The following is an 18264-nucleotide window of genomic DNA, read 5'->3' as shown; positions in this document are numbered from 1 at the left end:
AAGGGGTGGGCCTACTTCTGCTCCATGATGATCTGCAGCAGATCCCCTTCCAGCAGGGAGCGCTTGACCAGGGCGAAGCCGCCGATGGTGGGCTGGTTCTGGAAGCGCGCCTTCACGATGGGCAGGCCGCGATGGAAACTTGGCAGAGACTGGTGTTCGACGCAGCGGCGGATGGCCGGGATCAGGATCTCTTCGGCGGCGGTGATTTCACCGGCGATGAGCACCTTCTGGGGGTTGAACAGGTTGACCGTGATGGCGATGGCGCGCCCCAGGTGCTCCCCCACGTTCTCGATCACGCTGCGGGCCAGCTCGTCACCGGCCACCGCCGCCTTGCACACCTCCTGGATGGTGATGTGCTTCTCTTGCAGCGAACTCAGGTGACCGCGGCTGATGAGCTCCTTCACCTTGTCGACGATGGCCTCGTTGGAGGCGATGGTCTCGAGGCAGCCGAAGTTGCCGCAGTGGCAGCGCTTGCCGAGCGGTTCGACCTGGATGTGGCCTATTTCACCGACGTTGCGGTTCTGGCCGAGAAACACCTTGCCCTTGGTGATGATGCCAGATCCCGTCCCTTGGTGGACACTCACCAAGATGGAGTCCATGCAGTCGCGGGACTCGCCGAAGAAGTGTTCGGCCAGCGCCAGCGAACGGGTGTCGTTGCCCACGTAGCAGGGGAGGTTGAAGTGGTGCTCCAGGAGCTTGGCGAGCCCCAGGTTGCGGATCTGGTAGGTGGGGGTGTAGATGACCATGCCGGATTCCGGGTTGACCAGACCCGGCATGGTCAGCGCGATGCTGATGAGGTTGCGGCTGCGATCCTGATTGGCGTCGATGAAGGCGCCAATCTCCCGCAGCAGCATGTCCACCACGGGTTGCTGCTCGATCTCGGTCACCTGGGTGATGTGTTGATCGAGCTCCTTGCCGTCGAGGTCATACAGGGAGAGCTGCAGGTAGCCGCGACCCAGCTTGGCGGACACAAACTGGAAGCGATGCTTGATGGTGGTCAGGGAGATGGCGCGGCGCCCGCCAGTGGAGGCTTGCGGCGAGGTTTCCCTGATGAGACCGTGCTCGATCAGTTGCCGGGTTATCTTGGTCACGCTGGCCGGGGCCAGCTGACTCAACTCGGCAATTTTGACCCGCGAGATGGGCCCCTGCAGGTCAATGAGGCGATAGACGACCGCACTGTTTACCTGCTTGATAAGATCTACGTTTGCTATTTGTCCGCCAGTCATAGTGTCACTGTGTTGTGTAGTGTCCGTTAACCACGGTCCCGCAGACCGCGAAGGCCTGATCAAAGACGGTGAGGTTGGCAATTTTTCCGACCTGGATACTACCGAGACGCGAGTCCCATCCAATGGCGCGAGCGGGGTAAAGGGTGGCCATTCTCAGTGCTTCGTCGAGCGGCAATCCGACCTGTTTGACCAGATTTTCCACCCCTTCGATCATGGTGAGGGCGGAGCCGCCGAGTGTACCATTCTCATCGACGCACTGACCATCGCGGAAATAGACGGTTGCGCCGCAAAAATCAAATTTCTCAAAGCCTTCCGGTGCACCTGCCGCCGCGGTGGCATCGGTGACCAGCACCAGCCGCTCCCCCAGCATCCTGTGCGCCAGGCGCACGTTGGCCCAGTGTACGTGGTGGCCGTCGACGATGATGCCCGCATAGACATCCTTGCGATCGTAGATGGCACCGACCACGCCGGGCTCGCGACCGTTCAGGGTCGGAGTCATGGCGTTGTAGAGGTGGGTGGCAAAGCGCATGCCGTTGTCAAAGCCCGCCATGGCCTGGTCGTAGTTGGCGGCGGTATGGCCGGCGGAGACCAGGATGCCGGCTTCCACCAGACGGCGGATGTGCTCGGGCTTGTTGCGCTCCGGCGCCAGGGTGATCTTGGCGATGGCGTCCGCGTTGTCGCAGAAGAAGTCGATCATCTCGTCGGCGGGCTGGCGGATCTGTTCGGCCGGGTGGATCCCCTTGCGCTTGAGGTTGGTATAGGGCCCTTCCAGATGGACGCCAAGCACCTCGTTGGGGTGGGCGGCCATGTAGTCGCGGGTGACGGCGACGGCCTGCTTCATGTCCGCATCCGGGCTGGTGATCAGGGTCGGCAGGAAGCTGGTGGTCCCGGATTTCAGGTTGGCCGCCTGCATGGTGGCCAGGGTGTCCGTGGTGATGTGACCGTTGAACATGACGCCACCGCAGCCGTTGAGCTGCACGTCGATGAAGCCGGCGCTGAGGTTGGCGCCCTGGAGGTCAATCTGCTCGATGCCGGCGGGCAGTTCTGCCTGGCGGGAGATGGCGACAATCTTGTCGCCATCGATGACCACGCCATAACCGGTCAGCACGCAGCTGCCGGTGTAGAGAGTGCAATTAGTCAGAGCGTACATGGGGGCTCCTCAGAGGTGTTTGATGTTGTCGGCTTCCAGTTGCTGGAAGTAGCGCACCGTCTTGACCTTCAACTCCATGGTGGAAGGTTCGTCGCACACCACAATCCCTTTCGGATGCAGTTGCAGGGTGGAGATGGTCCACATGTGGTTGACGCTACCCTCCACGGTGGCCTGCAGGGCCTGGGCCTTGGCGTGACCGACCACCAGGATCAGGATCTCTTCGGCGTCCATCAGGGTGCCGACACCCACGGTCAGGGCCAGCTTGGGCACCTGCTCCATGTCGCCGCCAAAGAAGCGGGAGTTGGCGATGCGGGTGTCTTCGGTCAGGGTCTTGACCCGGGTACGGGAAGCCAGGGAAGAGGCCGGTTCGTTGAAGGCGATGTGGCCGTCATTGCCGACGCCGCCCATGAACAGGTGGATTTTGCCGTAGGACTTGATCTTGTCTTCGTAGCGCTGGCACTCGGCCACCAGATCCTCGGCGTTGCCATTGAGGATGTTGATGTTTTCCGGGCGAATGTCCACGTGATTGAAGAAGTTGTTGTGCATGAAGCTGTGGTAGCTCTCCGGATGTTCCTTGGGCAGCCCCACGTACTCGTCCATGTTGAAGGTGACCACGTTCTGGAAGCTCACCTCGCCGGCTTTATGCAGCTCAATCAGGCGCTTGTAGGTGTTGAGCGGGGTGCCGCCAGTGGGCAGACCCAGCACGAAGGGGCGCTCGGCAGTGGGTTTGAACGCATTGATGCGGTCAACGATGTAACGGGCAGACCAGAGACCCACCTGGCTGGCAGACTTCAACGGGATCAGGCGCATTCTATATACCTCAGTACGGTTGCCGCACAGGGAATGACGGCAAGGGACCAGACACGGATTCAAGTTGTTTTATAGCGTAAATAAAGATTGCGAACTAAGCCACATCTATCGGCTACCTTTATCTCTGTTGAGTGATAATGATCACGAAAGCTGGTTTATTAATTTGCGCAGCGAAATAAAACACATAGACTGCCAATCAAGCCTTGATGGCTTATGCGTCGAACGTGATAAGCACTTAATTTCTAGAAAAACACCAACTAAGGAGAGGAACCGTGAACATTCTCGGTTATTTGCAAAAGATCGGCCGTGCCCTGATGGTGCCGGTAGCGGTATTGCCTGCCGCCGCGATCCTGATGGGGATTGGCTACTGGATTGACCCGAACGGTTGGGGTGGCGGAAGCCCTCTGGCTGCGTTTCTGATCAAGGCGGGCGCCGCCATCATCGACAGTATGCCCATTCTGTTCGCCGTCGGCGTCGCTTACGGCATGTCCAAGGATAAAGACGGTTCCGCCGCGCTGGCCGGTCTGGTCGGCTTCCTGGTGGTCACCACCCTGCTGAGCCCGGGCGCCGTGGCCCAGATCAAGGGTATCCCGGCCGACCAGGTGCCGGCAGCCTTTGCCAAGATCAGCAACCAGTTCGTCGGCATCCTGTGTGGTGTCATCGCCGCCGAGCTGTACAACCGCTTCAGCAGCGTGGAGCTGCACAAGGCGCTGGCTTTCTTCTCCGGTCGTCGTCTGGTGCCGATCGTGACCTCCGTGGTGATGATCGTCGTCTCCTTCATCCTGATGGCCGTCTGGCCGGTCATCTACGGTGGCCTGGTGAGCTTCGGTGAATCCATCGTCAGCATGGGCTCCACCGGTGCCGGCATCTATGCCTTCTTCAACCGTCTGCTGATCCCGGTCGGTCTGCACCACGCCCTGAACTCCGTGTTCTGGTTCGACGTTGCCGGCATCAACGACATCCCGAACTTCCTGGGTGGCCAATCCTCCATCGACGCCGGCAAGGCCGTCGTGGGCGTGACCGGCATGTACCAGGCCGGCTTCTTCCCCATCATGATGTTCGGTCTGCCGGGTGCCGCACTGGCCATCTACCACAGCGCGAAGAAAGAGAACAAAGAGAAGGTTGCGTCCATCATGATCGCTGCCGCCTTTGCCGCCTTCTTCACCGGGGTGACCGAGCCGCTCGAGTTCTCTTTCATGTTCGTGGCGCCGGTACTGTACGTCATCCACGCCCTGCTGACCGGTATCTCCGTGTTCATCGCAGCCTCCATGCACTGGATCGCCGGTTTCGGCTTCAGCGCCGGTCTGGTGGATATGGTGCTCTCCAGCCGCAACCCGCTAGCGACCCAGTGGTACATGCTGCTGGTACAGGGTCTGGTCTTCTTCGGCCTCTACTACGTGGTCTTCCGCGCAGTGATCGCCAAGTTCAACCTGAAAACCCCGGGTCGTGAAGATGACGAAGCCGTGCCGGTACAGGCTCAAACCACCGACCGCACCGAGCTGGCCAAGCAGTATCTGGAAGTGCTGGGTGGTCAGGACAACCTGGTGACCATCGACGCCTGCATCACCCGTCTGCGTCTGACCCTGAAAGACCGCAGCATCGTTGACGAGCGTAAGCTCAAAGCCCTGGGCGCGGCCGGTGTGGTCAAGCTCGGTGAGCAGAACCTGCAGGTGATTCTGGGCCCATTGGCCGAGATCATCGCCGGTGAGATGAAAGCCCTGCGTTAATCGAGCGACTCGCTCACCTCAAGTCTAAGTCCATTGTTGACATAACTAAGGGCCCCGCCTCGGGGCCCCATATAAAAAAAGCCAAGAAAATCCAACCTTTACTTCAAATGAGAGCAGCAGTTATGAACTTGAAACATTCTCTGTTAGCCATTGCCATGTCTACCGTTTTCGCCGGTCCCGCACTTGCAGCTGATGCTGCCAGGCAAGCGGTGGTCGACGCCCTCGCCAGCAACCTCGTCGTCAAGTACGAAGTCGTCACCAATGACGGTGCCGGCGCCGGTCTTGACTGCCAGGCGCTGGGCTCCGAGTGGGCAAGCTGCGGCGTTGCCAAGCTGCACCTGACCAATACCGGTGCCGACGTCACCTCCAAGGACTGGAGCATCTATGTCTCCTCCATCCGCCGCATCCAGCGGGTGGACAACGACCAGTTCACCATCACCCACCTGACCGGCGACCTCTATCGTTTGACGCCGACCGAGAAGTTCCAGGGCTTTGCCAAGGACGCCACGGTCGAGGTGCCCCTGGTGGTGGAATACTGGGTATTGTTCGAATCTGACATCATGCCGAACTGGTATGTCGCCAGTGAAGGGGCCGAGCCGAAAGTGCTGGCCAGCATGAGCAACATCGACGATGCCAGCACCTACGAGAAGCCGATGCCTGCCGATGGCTGGAAGCGCACCAAGGATGACAACAACATCCTGATGAACAGCGAGACCCGTTTCGCCGCGAACCAGACCAGCACCCTGCTGCCTGCCGGCAAGATTGACGACCGCATCCTGCCGAGCCCGATGAAGCAGGTGGTCAAGGCCGGCCCGCAAGTCGACTTCTCCACCATCAAGCTCAATGCCCTTGACCTGCCAAGCGATCGCGCCGAGGCCCTGAAGGCGCAACTGACCAAGCTGGGTGTTACCCTCTCCGACACCGGCTACCCGGTCACCATCAAGCTCGGCAGCAAGCTCAAGCAGGCCGAAGGCTACGACATGACCATCGGCAAGAAGGGCACCGTCATTCAGGGGCACGACGTTGACGGCGCCTTCTGGGGCGCCCAGTCTCTGATCTCTCTGCTGGGGGTTGACGACAAGCTGGTGAGCCAGATGAGCGTCGAGGATGCGCCGCGCTTTGAATACCGTGGCATGCAGACCGACGTGGCCCGTCACTTCAGAAGCCCCGAGACCATGAAGAAGCTGGTTGACCAGATGTCCGCCATGAAGCTCAACGTGCTGCACCTGGGGCTGACCAACGATGAAGGCTGGCGTCTGGAGATCCCGGGCCTGCCGGAGCTGACCGACGTCGGCAGCCAGCGTTGCCACGACGAGTCCGAAACCAAGTGCCTGATGCCGCAGCTCGGCTCCGGCCCCACCAGCGACAACCAGGGCTCCGGTTTCTACAGCAAGGCGGACTACATCGACCTGGTGCGTTACGCCAAGGCCCGCGGTGTGACAGTGATCCCCGAGATCAACATGCAGGCCCACGCCCGTGCCGCCGTGGTCTCCATGGAGGCACGCTACAAGCGTCTGATGAGCGAGGGCAAAGAAGCCGAGGCCAATCAGTTCCGTCTGACTGACCCGGCCGATACCTCCAACGTCACCTCGGTACAGTTCTACGACAAGATGTCCTTCATCAACCCCTGCCAGCCGGGTGCCGCCACCTTCGTGGCCAAGGTGATGGACGAAGTGGCCCAGATGCACCAGGCCGCCGGCCAGCCGCTGACCGCCTGGCACTACGGTGGTGACGAGGCGAAGAACATCATGCAGGGCGGTGGTTACCAGGATCCGGCCGTCACCAAGAAAGAAGATCTGGTGGCCTGGAAGGGCAACGTCGACTCCAGCAAGCAGGACAAGCCGTTCGGCAAGTCCCCCATGTGCCAGAAGATGATCGACGATGGCAAGATCAAGGATGTGGCCGAGCTGCCGGTCTACTTTGCCAAGGAAGTGAGCGAGATGGTCAAGGGCCACGGCTTCTCCACCCTGCAGGCGTGGGAAGATGGCCTGAAGTACGCCACGGATGCCAGCGTTTTCGCCACCGACAAGACACGGGTCAACTTCTGGGAAACCCTCTACTGGGGTGGTTTCAACGAGGCGATGAAGTGGGCGCACAAGGGCTATGACGTGGTGCTCTCCAACCCGGATTACCTCTACTTCGACTTCCCGAACGAGGTACACCCGGCTGAGCGCGGCTACTACTGGGCAACCCGCTTCAACGACACCCGCAAGGTGTTCGCCTTCGCCCCGGAAAACCTGCCGCAGAACGCCGAGACCTCGGTTGACCGCGACGGCAACGCCTTCGTGGCCAAGGGTGACCAGGATCCGGTCAAGTTCAAGGGGATCTCCGGTCAGCAGTGGAGTGAAACCGTGCGCACCGATGCCCAGTACGAGTACATGGTCTATCCGCGTATCTTCTCCGTGGCCGAGCGCGCCTGGCACAAGGGCGGCTTCGAGCTCGATTACGTGAAGGGTCGCGAGTTCTCCGGCACCACCAAGCACGTGAACAAGGCCACCCTGAACAAGGAGTGGAACCAGTTTGCCAACGTGTTGGGTCAGCGTGTGCTGCCCAAACTGGACCAGGCCGGGGTGGAATACCGCCTCTCCGTACCGGGCGCCAAGGTGGTGAACGGTGTGCTGGAAGCGAATGTGGATCTGCCGGGTCTGCCCATCCAGTACAGCCTGGATGGCAAGAGCTGGAGCGCCTACGACGCTGCCGCCAAGCCGACCGTGGATGGCAAGGTCTACCTGCGTACCACCAGCTTCGATGGCAAGCGCACCAGCCGCGTCACCGAGCTGAACTGATAGCTAGCCTTCAATCCATAACGCAAGGTGGGTCGCAAGACCCGCCTTTCCCAAGGTCGATGGCCATCGGGTTTGGGAAAGGTTGACTCTGCGTGTGAACCTTTGTTGTGTGTGTTTTGTCTGTTTTTCATCACTTGAGACCCCGCCCCGTGCGGCAATGCTGTTCACTTAAGAGAATTTGAGTTCCAGTCCACGTAGTATCAGGGCTAAAAAATGAGGGAGGCATGATGCCTCCCTCTTTCTATTGCAAGCCACGCTGGATAAAGGCTGAAGGAACATCGACTGGAAACAGCCTTGCTCCCCCAACTCAAGTCGCATTTATGAATAATTAGTCAAAAATGTGCTTATCTGAACAGCATTGCGCCCCGTGCGGGGCTTTTTTTGACCAGGATCTCTGCAATTTCTCCCGTTTCGCCGTTTTTGGTGCGCCAATGACCCGAATTGGCCAAATTCAGGTTGAGGCAGGGCGCGTAATGAGGGATCATACCCGGCTTGACGGCGGGGGTATGAGGGTGCCAGCCGGCACAACGTCCGCCAGTGACGCATTTTTGAGGTGAGCCATGAGTCAGGCGAACAGCCCAACTAACTTTATTCGTCAGATCATTGATGAAGATCTGGCCAGCGGTAAGCACAGCAGCGTGCATACCCGTTTCCCGCCGGAGCCGAACGGTTATCTCCATATCGGCCACGCCAAATCCATCTGCCTGAACTTCGGCATCGCCCGCGACTATCAGGGTCAGTGCAACCTGCGTTTCGATGACACCAACCCGGCGAAGGAAGACATCGAGTTCGTGGAGTCCATCAAGCAGGACGTCCAGTGGCTGGGCTTCCAGTGGAGCGGCGAGATCTGCTACTCCTCCGACTATTTCCACAAGCTGCACGGCTATGCCATCGAGCTCATCGAGAAGGGACTGGCCTATGTGGACGAGCTCTCCCCGGAGCAGATGCGCGAATACCGCGGCACCCTGACCGCCCCTGGCAAGAACAGCCCGTTCCGCGATCGCAGCGTGGAAGAGAACCTTGCCCTGTTCGCCAAGATGAAAAACGGTGAGATGGCCGAAGGCTCCGCCTGCCTGCGCGCCAAGATCGACATGGCATCCCCCTTCATGGTGATGCGCGATCCCGTCATCTATCGCATCAAGTTTGCCCACCACCACCAGACCGGTGACGAGTGGTGCATCTACCCGATGTATGACTTCACCCACTGCATCTCGGACGCCCTGGAGGGGATCACCCACTCCCTGTGTACCCTGGAGTTCCAGGACAACCGTCGCCTGTATGACTGGGTGCTGGACAACATCAGCATCGACTGTCACCCCCGTCAGTACGAGTTCTCCCGTCTGAACCTCGAATACACCGTCATGTCCAAGCGCAAGCTGAACCTGCTGGTGACCGAGGGGCACGTGAACGGCTGGGATGATCCGCGCATGCTGACCGTCTCCGGTCTGCGCCGCCGTGGTTACACCCCGGCCTCCATCCGCGAGTTCTGCAAGCGCATCGGTGTGACCAAGCAGGACAACATCGTCGAGATGAGCATGCTGGAAGCCTGCATCCGCGACGATCTCAACGAGAACGCCCCGCGCGCCATGGCCGTGCTGCACCCGGTGAAGGTGGTGATCGAGAACCTGGCGGCGGACGAGGTGCTGACGGCGCCTGCGCACCCGAACAAGCCGGAGATGGGGACCCGTGAGCTGCATTTCTCCCGCGAAATCTTCATCGACGAGGCGGACTTCAAAGAGGAAGCCAACAAGCAGTTCAAGCGGCTGGTGCTGGGCAAGGAAGTGCGCCTGCGCAACGCCTACGTCATCAAGGCCGAACGGGTCGAGAAGGATGCCGACGGCAAGGTCACCTGCATCTACTGCTCTTACGACCCCGAGACCCTGGGCAAGGATCCGGCGGACGGCCGCAAGGTGAAAGGGGTGATCCACTGGGTCAGCGCCACTCACTCCCTGCCGGCCGAAGTGCGTCTCTACGACCGTCTGTTCAAGGTGCCGAACCCGGGCGCCGAGGATGACTTCGAAGCGGCCCTGAATCCGGAATCCCTGGTGATCATTGAAGGGGCCCGGGTGGAGGCTTCCCTGAAGGATGCCAAGCCGGAGTTTGCCTACCAGTTCGAGCGTGAAGGTTACTTCTGCGCCGACAACAAGCTCTCCAGCGCCGAGCGCCTGGTGTTCAACCGCACCGTGGCCCTGCGTGACGTCTGGGGCAAGGTCGAGGCCTGATGAAGAGGGCAGGGGAGACCCTGCCGCTTCTGGTCCGGATTGCGGACACAAAAAAGCCAGCATCATGCTGGCTTTTTTATTGTGCTGACCAGGCCGAATCAATCGTCGTGCTTGCAGTCACCGTTGGCGCAGTGGCCATACAGGTAAAGGCTGTGGTTGGTCAGGCGGATGTTGTGCGCCTTGGCGATGTCGCGCTGGCGCTGTTCGATCACCTCGTCGGAGAACTCGATCACCTTGCCGCAGTCGAGGCAGACCAGGTGGTCGTGGTGCTCCTGGGTGGCGAGCTCGAACACCGACTTGCCCCCTTCGAAATGGTGACGGGTGACGATACCGGCATCATCAAACTGGTTGAGAACGCGATAAACGGTAGCGAGACCAATCTCCTCGCCCTGATCGATCAGCCGTTTGTACAGATCTTCCGCACTGGTGTGCTGGCAGTCCGGCTGTTGCAGGATTTCCAGGATCTTGACACGGGGCAAGGTGATCTTGAGCCCGGCCTTTTTTAACGCTTGGTTGTTGTCTGCCATTTCTATTTATTCGCATTCTCGAAGGTGTGGTTATTCTGATTGACTGCCGCTGTAATGGCAACCACGAACTCGCTTGGCCTGTCATTATAGGTCGTAGCCAAGTTAAAAATAAACCCAGCAATTCAAGGGCTTTAGCTCATCAAGCCCGTTATGGGAATATTCAGGCCCGCTTGCTCGACCAGAGAATGTTGATACTATGTGACTTCTTTATAGTCTGGTCGGATGAGATCCATGGATTGGCTTTTCGGCAATGCCGCCTGGGTGCGCTGCGCCCTCAACGCCTGGCCCCCCTTCTGGGGTGCAGGCATCAAGATAGAAACCCTGAGCCCCGATTTTCGCTTCTGCCGGGTCACTCTCAAGTCCCGCTGGTGGAACAAGAATGCCAACCGGACCCAGTTCGGTGGCAGCATGTTCGCCATGACGGATCCCATCTACCCGTTGATGCTGATGGGCTATTTCAAGAACCACTACTACGTGTGGGACAAGGCGGGCAGCATCAATTTCATCAAGCCGGGCAAGGGCAAACTGGTGGCGGAGTTCACCCTGAGCGACGCCAAGCTGGCATCGATCGTGGCGGCGACCGAGGGGGGGGAGAAGCACTTTCCCGAGTTCGAGGTGCAGGTGCAGGATGGCCAGGGCGAGCTGGTGGCCCAGGTGAAGCGCACCCTCTATGTCAGATCCAAGCCCCAGCACAGGGGGGGCTGAATGCCTGCTGCAGATGCAACAAGGGCCCCGTCGGGGCCCTTGTTGCATGAAGAGGGAGGGAGATCAGATCACTCCAGCTCGCCCAGGCACATCTCTTCGTGCAGCTGTTTGCACCAGCCCTTGACGCGCTCTGCAGTCAGCTCGGGTTGGCGATCTTCGTCGATGCCCAGGCCCACGAAGTGCTTGTCATCCACCAGTGCCTTGGAGGCTTCGAACTCGTAGCTCGCGGTCGGCCAGTGGCCGATGATGATGGCGCCCTTGGCTTCGACGATGTCACGCAGGGTGCCCATGGCGTCGAGGAAGTACTCGGCATAGTCTTCCTGATCGCCGCATCCGAAGATGGCCACCAGCTTGTTGTTGAAGTCGATCTCTTCGAGTTCGGGGAAGAAGTCGTCCCAATCGGCCTGGGCTTCGCCGTAGTACCAAGTCGGGATGCCGAACATCAGCAGATCGAAGCTGTCGATATCGGCCTTGCTGCTCTTGGCAATGTCACGGACTTCAATCAGTTGTTTGCCCAGTTCTTTCTGGATCATCTTGGCGACAGCTTCGGTATTACCGGTATCGCTGCCGAAAAACAGACCTACACTAGCCATAGTGTTTCGTTACCCGTATCTGGTGTTGATGCTTGACGGTTCAGATTGCGATGCCTGCTGCATGAGCAGACTCGATCTGTTGCTTCAGGATAGATTGGATCAGCTCGGCTCGGCTGACGTTCTGTTGCAGCGCAAGTTGGTTCAGGCGCTCCAGCAACTCGGCTTCCACCTTTAACTCGACCCGTTTCAGCCCGTTCTCACGATCGCGCTTGAGCTGGTTGCGCTTGTTGATCTTGAGCTGGGTCTCGCGGGGGAGTGGATTGGTCTTTGGCCTGCCGGGGCGCTTCTCAGTTGCGAACAGATCCAGTGTTGTTCGATCAGTTTGCTGTTTGGCCATACATCACAGATGAAAAGTAGTTAGCCGATCCCTGAGCCTTCCCAGCCCATTTCGATCAGCCCCTTGGCGACAAAACCCGCGCAACCCAGAAACAGCACCAGCCAGACGATGAAGCGGCCGAAGCGGGGCACATTGCCCCGTTTGAGCACGTCCTGAATGGCCAGACCAATCAGCAGGAAGATGGCCACGAAGAACAGTTTCAGGCCCAGACTCTCGATGAGATCGATGTGTTCACTCAGCATGGATTGCGCGCACTCCTTAAGACGGGCGCACTATATCACAAAGGATTTGAAACTGTTAACCGCCTGTCGACAGGAAATCCACAACCAGTTTGTTGAACAAAACCGGCTTTTCCGCGTGCAGCCAGTGACCCGTGCCAGCGATGACGCGTGCCTTGGCGGCCGGGAACTGGGCCATCGCGGCCCCGGTGTATTCGGGCAGCATATAGTCGGAGTCGCCCCCCTTGATGAAGAGTGTCGCGCCTTCGAAGCGGCGTTCATCGTCGGGCCAGCCCATGATGTTGGCGTAGTTGCGCTCAAGGGCCGGCACGTTGAAACGCCACCCCCATCCAGACTCCCCTTTGGCGAAGGATTTGAGCAGGAACTGGCGCACCCCGGCGATCTCGATGTGCTCGGCCAGCATGGCTTCCGCCTCGCTGCGGCTCTGGGGGGGCGTGGCCAGCGTGGCATTTAGCCCGGCAAACACGTTCTTGTGGCGGGCGTGGGGATAGGCCACCGGGGCGATGTCCGCCACTACCAGCTTGCTGACCTTGTGAGGGGCCTGCTTGGCGACCTGCATGGCGACTTTGCCCCCCATGGAGTGACCCACCAGGGCCACCTGTTCAAGTCCAAGATGGTCCAGCAGGGCCAGGATGTCCGCCGCCTGAGCCGGGTAGCTCATCTCGTCCGAGTGAAAGGAGGCACCGTGATTGCGCAGATCGACGCTGATGACCCGGTATTGTTCGCAGAGGGGGCGCGCCAGCAGGCCGAGGTTGTCCAGGCTGCCAAAGAGGCCATGGATCAGCACGACAGTCGGGCCTTCGCCCTGTTCCTTGAAGTTTAATCGTGGGTATTGTTGCAAAATGACACCTTATCGGTCGTGGGCTCTATCGCCATAATTTTTAACACACTGAAAGAAAAGGGTTTCATTAATGGTGGGGGATTTTTTTTGTGGTTTTTTTTCAAAAATATCTCCCCGGGATCGGCTATCAGTGCGGGGGATCACACACTTGGCCCGTCATTATGCCGTATTCTCAAGGAGATTCATGCACATCTGTCCGCCCCTTGCTTGGGCTGCCGGGTCTGCCTATGTATAATCGCCGCATCCGAATTTCGACGAGTCCAGCGCATCCCTATGAAAACCATCGAGCTTGATGACGATCTCTACTTCTTTATCGCGAGCCAGACCCGGCACATCGGCGAGAGTGCGTCCGATATCCTGCGTCGCCTGCTGGAGCAACCCGCCCAGGCCGGCACGGCAACCGTGGCGGCCACGCCTGCGACGCAACCGCAACCCGTGGCTGATGCCCTGGGGCTGGAGGCGTTGCTGGATTCCGGCGAGCTTCAGAAAGAAGAAAAGTCCATCAACCGCTTCATGCTGGTATTGAGCACCCTCTATCGGGACAACCCGGAAGGCTTCACCCAGGCGACCGAGATAAAAGGGCGCAAGCGCGTCTACTTCTCCCGTGACCCGGAAGCGCTGCGTGCCAGTGGCAGCACCACCAAGCCCAAGCCGGTACCGGAGACCCCGTTCTGGGTGATCACCAATACCAATACCAGCCGCAAGCAGAACATGGTGGCCCAGCTCATGAACAGCATGGGTTATGACGAGGATCTGACGGCTCGGGTGTGCGGCGCCGTTTAACCCATCAATGACTTCAGGCCTTGCCGGGCAAGGCTCAGCTCAAGGAAAACGCCATGGCACAGCATTCCCACGCCGGTCAGCCGGCTCGTCTTTGCGATCTGACCAACATTCCCCGTCTGGTCAGCGCCTACTACCTCAACAAGCCGGACATGAGCCGCCCTGAGCAGCGGGTCGCCTTCGGCACCTCCGGTCACCGCGGCAGCGCCCTGCACAGCGCCTTCACCGAATCCCACATTCTGGCGGTGACCCAGGCGCTGGTGGAGTACCGCCAGCAGGCCGGTATCACGGGGCCGCTGTTCGTCGGCATGGATACCCATGCCCTGTCCGAATCCGCCTTTGCCAGCGCGGTGGAAGTGCTGGCGGCCAACGGTGTCGAGACCCGCATTCAGGCCGGCCTCGGCTTCACGCCGACCCCGGTCATCTCCCATGCCATCCTGCGTCACAATGCAGGCAAACCCGTGGCGCAGGCGGACGGCGTGGTGATCACCCCGTCCCACAACCCGCCGGAAGACGGTGGCTTCAAATACAACCCGCCCCACGGCGGTCCTGCCGAAGGCGAGATCACCAAGTGGGTGGAAGACCGCGCCAACGCGATCCTGGAAGCGGGCCTGGCCGGCGTGAAGCGGATGCCGTTTGCCGAGGCCCTCAAGAGCCCGTTCGTGGTGGAACACGACTATGTCACCCCTTATGTGGATGATCTCGAAAACGTGCTGGATCTGGCCGCCATCAAGCAGGCTGGCATCAAGATCGGCGTGGATCCGCTGGGTGGCTCCGGCGTCGCCTACTGGGACGTCATCGCCAGGCGCTACGGTCTGGACATTGAGGTGGTGAACTACAAGGTCGACCCGACCTTCTCCTTCATGACCCTGGACAAAGACGGCAAGATCCGGATGGACTGTTCCAGCCCGTTCGCCATGGCGAGCCTGATTGCCCTGAAAGACAAGTTCGACATCGCCCTTGGCAATGACCCTGACTACGATCGTCACGGCATCGTCACCAAGGCGGGCCTGATGAATCCGAACCACTATCTGGCGGTGGCCATCCAGTATCTGTTCACCCACAGAACCGGCTGGCCCAAGGGGGCGGCCGTCGGCAAGACGCTGGTCTCCTCTTCCATGATCGACCGGGTGGCTGGCGAGATCGGTCGCACCCTCAAAGAGGTGCCGGTCGGCTTCAAGTGGTTCGTGGACGGTCTCTACAGCGGCGAGTTCGGCTTTGGCGGCGAGGAGAGCGCGGGTGCCTCCTTCCTGCGCAAGGACGGTACCGTCTGGACCACCGACAAGGATGGCTTCATTCTGGCGCTGCTGGCGGCCGAGATCCTGGCGGTGACCGGCAAGGATCCCCAGGCCCACTACGATGCGCTCGAAGCCAGATTCGGCCGCTCCAGCTACCGCCGCATCGATGCTCCGGCCAACAGCGCCCAGAAGGCGGTGCTCTCCAAGCTGGATCCGGCCCTGGTGGAAGCCTCCACCCTGGCTGGCGAGTCCATCCTCGCCAAGCTGACCAAGGCACCGGGCAACGATGCCGCCATCGGCGGCCTGAAAGTGGTGACCGAGAATGGCTGGTTCGCGGCGCGCCCCTCCGGTACCGAGTCCATCTACAAAATCTACATGGAGAGCTTCAAGGGGGAGGCGCACCTGGATCTCATCCAGCAGGAAGCCCAGCAGATCGTCTCCGCCGCCCTGGCCAAAGCCGGGGTCTGACCCTCACGGCAACAACCCATGTGAAAGAGGAGCCCTGGTGGCTCCTCTTTTTTTGTGTCGGGTTGACTGCGGATCAGCCGTTGTTGACGCTGCCGGTGGCGGCCTTGCGGTTCTGTCTGCGCTTGAGGAAAGAGCGGGCCGGCAGCTTCATCAGGAAGAGAGAGAGCAGGATGATGCCGATGCCGAGCCACTGACGGCCATCCAGGGTTTCTCCCACCATCAGCACACCGCAGGAGACCGCCACCATGGGATTGGTGAGAGCCAGCATCCCCATCACCTCCGGGCCATGGCGTTTGAGTCCCCAGAGCCAGGCCCAGTAGGCCAGAGCCGTATTGAGGATCACCAGCCAGATAAGCCCGGGAGTGGCGTCAGCCCGGGGCAGGGGCCAGCAGATCGTCCACCGGCCAGCGTTGCATCCAGCGGCTCGACTGGCCGATGAGCAGGGTGGCGAGCAGGGCGCACGCCACGCCGACGGGATCTAGATTGGCAGAGGGATTGAGCAACAAGAGCACCCCGACGAGCCCCATCACCCCCAGCAACAGCCACTTGATCGTCGGTCTGACACCGTCTTGCAGCCAGGCCAGCCCCATCAGGATGAGGGGCAGCGTCGCTCCCAACGTACCCGCCACGGCGCCGGGCAGGCGAAACGCCGCCACGAACAGCAGGGCGAAGAAGGCGGTGATGTTGCAAAATGCCAGCAGGAACTGCCTGCTCCAGACGAGAGGCGGTCTGCGGGGATGGAGCAACAGCAGCAGCACCCCGGCGGGGAGGGCGCGCCACACGGCCACCCAGTAGGGGGAGTAGTCGGTCAGGTAGAGACTGACGACGGCATAGGTGCTGCCCCAGAGCAGGGGGGCGAGCAGGGCGATCAGCAGCAGCATGGTTATCTCGTAACAAAGTATCTTTAAGTAAAGATACATTAGCCGCGAGTTAGTTTATTATCAAGTATCTTCATGTAAAGATAATGGAGCCCGAATGGAGAGTGATCATGTAGATCAGCTGCTGGCCCAGTGGGCCCGGCAGCGCCCGGACCTCGACTGCACCCCCATGGGGGTGCTGGGGCGGGTGGCGCGCATGGCGGCGATCGCCGGGCGCGAAGTGAGCGAGACCCTCAAAGAGTGCGGTCTGTTGGGGTCTGACTTCGATATCCTGGCGACCCTGCGTCGGGCCGGTGAGCCGCTGACCCCGACCGCGCTCTACCAGTCCGCCATGCTGAGTTCAGGGGCCATGACGGCCCGGCTCGACAAGCTGGAGCAGCGTGGCCTGATAAGACGTGAAGCCTCCCCCGATGACAGGCGCAGCCTGCTGGTCTGCCTGACGGAGCCGGGGCGGGAGCTGGTTGACCATGCGGTGGAACAGCACGTGGCGAACGAGCGCCGCCTGCTGGCCCCATTGAGCCTGGTCGAACAGGAGCAGCTGGCCGCCCTGCTCAAACGCTGGCTGCTGGAAAACGAATAAAAAAAACGGGCCTGCGGGCCCGTTTTCGTTGGCATTGAGGCTGACTCAGTAGCCGCCTCTGGCATCCCTGACGGCAAGGCCAAGCTGCCATACCGCCATGGCGTAGTGGGTGCTGTGGTTGTAGCGGGTGATGGCGTAGAAGTTCGGCAAGCCGTACCAGTACTGGTAACCGGTGCCGACATCCAGACGCAGCAGGCTCGCCTCCTTGTGATTGCCAAGGGAGCCGGTGGGAGCCAGCCCGGCACCGCGCAGGGTGGCTACCGGGTAGCGGGTCTGGAAGCCGTGCTCATAGCCCGGCAGCTGTCCCTGGCCGCGTACTGCCACCGGCTGCCCTTTCTCCCAGCCGTGGGCCTTGAAGTAGTTGGCCACGCTGCCGATGGCATCCACCGGATCCCACAGGTTGGTGTGGCCGTTGCCGTTGAAGTCCACCGCGTAGTTGCGAAAACTCGACGGCATGAACTGGCCGTAGCCCATGGCCCCGGCATAGGAGCCCTTGGGTTCGGTGGGATCCATCCCCTCATCCCGGGTCATCACCAGGAAGGCTTCCAGCTCGCCGGTGAAGAAGTCGGCGCGGCGCGGGTAGTCAAATGCCAGGGTCGCTAGGGCGTCGAGAATGCGCGTCTTGCCCATCACCCGACCCCAGCGGGTCTCCACCCCGATGATGCCGACGATGATCTCGGGTGGCACCCCGTAGATCTGCTGCGCCCGGTTGAGTTCACTCTCGTATTCACGCCAGAAGTTGACGCCGTTCTGTACGTTGTCCGGGGTGATGAACTTGGCGCGGTAGCGGTTCCAGGCGCCGGTCGGACCGGTGGGCGGTCTGGTGGTAGGGGCCTGGGCGTCCATCAGCTTGATGATCCAGTCATAACGCTCGGCCTGGGCCAGTACCCGGTGCAGCTCGGCGCCGTCGAAGCCGTGCTTTTGCACCATCCGCTGCACGAAGTTGTCCACGTTGGAACGATTGGCGAAGTCCCCCTTGCTGACCCCGGGCTGGCTCACCTGTCCGTAGAAGGGTTTGCTCGGCGGCGTCTGGTTGATGAAGGCGCTGTTGGGTTGGGGTTTGACCACGGGCTTGGGCGCCGGCGTGCTGCTGCAGCCGTAGATCAGGGGAAACAGGGAGAGGACACAGACAAGGCGACGCATAGGGTTCTCGTGAG

General features: G+C 60.4%; 17 protein-coding genes and 1 pseudogene. 7 read left to right on the top strand and 11 right to left on the bottom strand.

What is annotated here, in order from left to right; all coding sequences use genetic code 11:
• Window positions 1-11: 11 nt before the first annotated feature.
• Genes nagC through nagB form a run of 3 tightly spaced genes read right to left on the bottom strand, consistent with a single transcriptional unit; the run spans window position 12 to window position 3186 of the window.
• Window positions 12-1226, bottom strand: a complete 1215-nt coding sequence (nagC, locus tag OKC30_RS00710; protein ID WP_010674096.1) for a DNA-binding transcriptional regulator NagC — start codon at window positions 1224-1226, stop codon at window positions 12-14.
• A 4-nt stretch (window positions 1227-1230) separates the two neighbouring features.
• Window positions 1231-2376, bottom strand: a complete 1146-nt coding sequence (nagA, locus tag OKC30_RS00705; protein ID WP_039039842.1) for an N-acetylglucosamine-6-phosphate deacetylase — start codon at window positions 2374-2376, stop codon at window positions 1231-1233.
• A 9-nt stretch (window positions 2377-2385) separates the two neighbouring features.
• A complete protein-coding gene (gene nagB, locus OKC30_RS00700; RefSeq protein WP_010674098.1) occupies window positions 2386-3186 on the bottom strand; it encodes a glucosamine-6-phosphate deaminase in 801 nt (266 codons plus the stop codon).
• A gap of 272 nt (window positions 3187-3458) precedes the next feature.
• On the opposite strand from nagB, the gene nagE reads away from it, so the two are divergent.
• Both nagE and OKC30_RS00690 read left to right on the top strand, forming a co-directional pair.
• Window positions 3459-4913, top strand: a complete 1455-nt coding sequence (nagE, locus tag OKC30_RS00695; protein WP_010674099.1) for an N-acetylglucosamine-specific PTS transporter subunit IIBC — start codon at window positions 3459-3461, stop codon at window positions 4911-4913.
• Between the two features lie 122 nt (window positions 4914-5035).
• A complete protein-coding gene (locus tag OKC30_RS00690; RefSeq protein WP_270666051.1) occupies window positions 5036-7699 on the top strand; it encodes a beta-N-acetylhexosaminidase in 2664 nt (887 codons plus the stop codon).
• Window positions 7700-8043: 344 nt separating this feature from the next.
• On the opposite strand, the gene OKC30_RS00685 is transcribed toward OKC30_RS00690, so the two are convergent.
• Window positions 8044-8343: a hypothetical protein gene (locus tag OKC30_RS00685; protein WP_202395042.1), complete on the bottom strand. Its 300-nt coding sequence runs from the start codon at window positions 8341-8343 to the stop codon at window positions 8044-8046.
• Between OKC30_RS00685 and glnS the strand changes: the two genes are divergently transcribed.
• A complete protein-coding gene (glnS, locus tag OKC30_RS00680) occupies window positions 8260-9921 on the top strand; it encodes a glutamine--tRNA ligase (RefSeq protein WP_160836844.1) in 1662 nt (553 codons plus the stop codon). The two genes, OKC30_RS00685 and glnS, sit on opposite strands and share 84 nt — an antisense overlap.
• 98 nt (window positions 9922-10019) lie before the next feature.
• Here the strand turns inward: glnS and fur are convergent, their stop codons facing one another.
• A complete protein-coding gene (gene fur / locus OKC30_RS00675) occupies window positions 10020-10448 on the bottom strand; it encodes a ferric iron uptake transcriptional regulator (RefSeq protein ID WP_010674102.1) in 429 nt (142 codons plus the stop codon).
• Window positions 10449-10679: 231 nt separating this feature from the next.
• Here fur and OKC30_RS00670 point away from each other — a divergent pair, with 231 nt between their 5' ends.
• Window positions 10680-11153, top strand: coding sequence for a DUF4442 domain-containing protein (locus OKC30_RS00670; protein ID WP_160837972.1), 474 nt, complete (start codon window positions 10680-10682; stop codon window positions 11151-11153).
• Between the two features lie 68 nt (window positions 11154-11221).
• Here OKC30_RS00670 and fldA read toward each other — a convergent pair whose 3' ends face one another.
• Genes fldA through OKC30_RS00650 form a run of 4 tightly spaced genes read right to left on the bottom strand, consistent with a single transcriptional unit; the run spans window position 11222 to window position 13163 of the window.
• Window positions 11222-11746, bottom strand: a complete 525-nt coding sequence (gene fldA, locus OKC30_RS00665; RefSeq protein ID WP_010674104.1) for a flavodoxin FldA — start codon at window positions 11744-11746, stop codon at window positions 11222-11224.
• Window positions 11747-11786: 40 nt separating this feature from the next.
• On the bottom strand, window positions 11787-12083 hold the full coding sequence (gene ybfE, locus OKC30_RS00660; protein ID WP_005325670.1) for a LexA regulated protein: 297 nt from the start codon (window positions 12081-12083) through the stop codon (window positions 11787-11789).
• 20 nt (window positions 12084-12103) lie between these two features.
• A complete protein-coding gene (locus tag OKC30_RS00655; RefSeq protein WP_010674106.1) occupies window positions 12104-12325 on the bottom strand; it encodes a DUF2788 domain-containing protein in 222 nt (73 codons plus the stop codon).
• Window positions 12326-12380: 55 nt separating this feature from the next.
• A complete protein-coding gene (locus tag OKC30_RS00650) occupies window positions 12381-13163 on the bottom strand; it encodes an alpha/beta fold hydrolase (RefSeq protein ID WP_124812813.1) in 783 nt (260 codons plus the stop codon).
• 273 nt (window positions 13164-13436) lie between these two features.
• Between OKC30_RS00650 and seqA the strand changes: the two genes are divergently transcribed.
• Together seqA and pgm are read left to right on the top strand one after the other, a co-directional pair.
• The gene (seqA, locus tag OKC30_RS00645; RefSeq protein ID WP_039039836.1) at window positions 13437-13946 is read left to right on the top strand and encodes a replication initiation negative regulator SeqA; all 510 of its coding nucleotides are present in this window, start codon (window positions 13437-13439) and stop codon (window positions 13944-13946) included.
• A gap of 53 nt (window positions 13947-13999) precedes the next feature.
• Window positions 14000-15649, top strand: coding sequence for a phosphoglucomutase (alpha-D-glucose-1,6-bisphosphate-dependent) (pgm, locus tag OKC30_RS00640; protein ID WP_160837974.1), 1650 nt, complete (start codon window positions 14000-14002; stop codon window positions 15647-15649).
• A 73-nt stretch (window positions 15650-15722) separates the two neighbouring features.
• Here the strand turns inward: pgm and OKC30_RS00635 are convergent.
• Window positions 15723-16530, bottom strand: a pseudogene (locus tag OKC30_RS00635) (DMT family transporter).
• A 94-nt stretch (window positions 16531-16624) separates the two neighbouring features.
• Here OKC30_RS00635 and OKC30_RS00630 point away from each other — a divergent pair.
• Window positions 16625-17107, top strand: a complete 483-nt coding sequence (locus OKC30_RS00630) for a MarR family winged helix-turn-helix transcriptional regulator (RefSeq protein WP_119196808.1) — start codon at window positions 16625-16627, stop codon at window positions 17105-17107.
• A gap of 45 nt (window positions 17108-17152) precedes the next feature.
• Here the strand turns inward: OKC30_RS00630 and mltB are convergent, their stop codons facing one another.
• Window positions 17153-18250, bottom strand: coding sequence for a lytic murein transglycosylase B (gene mltB, locus OKC30_RS00625; protein WP_045525304.1), 1098 nt, complete (start codon window positions 18248-18250; stop codon window positions 17153-17155).
• Window positions 18251-18264: the final 14 nt, after the last annotated feature.

The sequence above is a fragment of the Aeromonas sp. QDB18 genome (assembly GCF_027705325.1).
Taxonomy (GTDB): domain Bacteria; phylum Pseudomonadota; class Gammaproteobacteria; order Enterobacterales; family Aeromonadaceae; genus Aeromonas; species Aeromonas caviae.
Note: the sequence above shows the minus strand (reverse complement) of the source record. Positions and strands in the feature narration are given on the sequence as shown.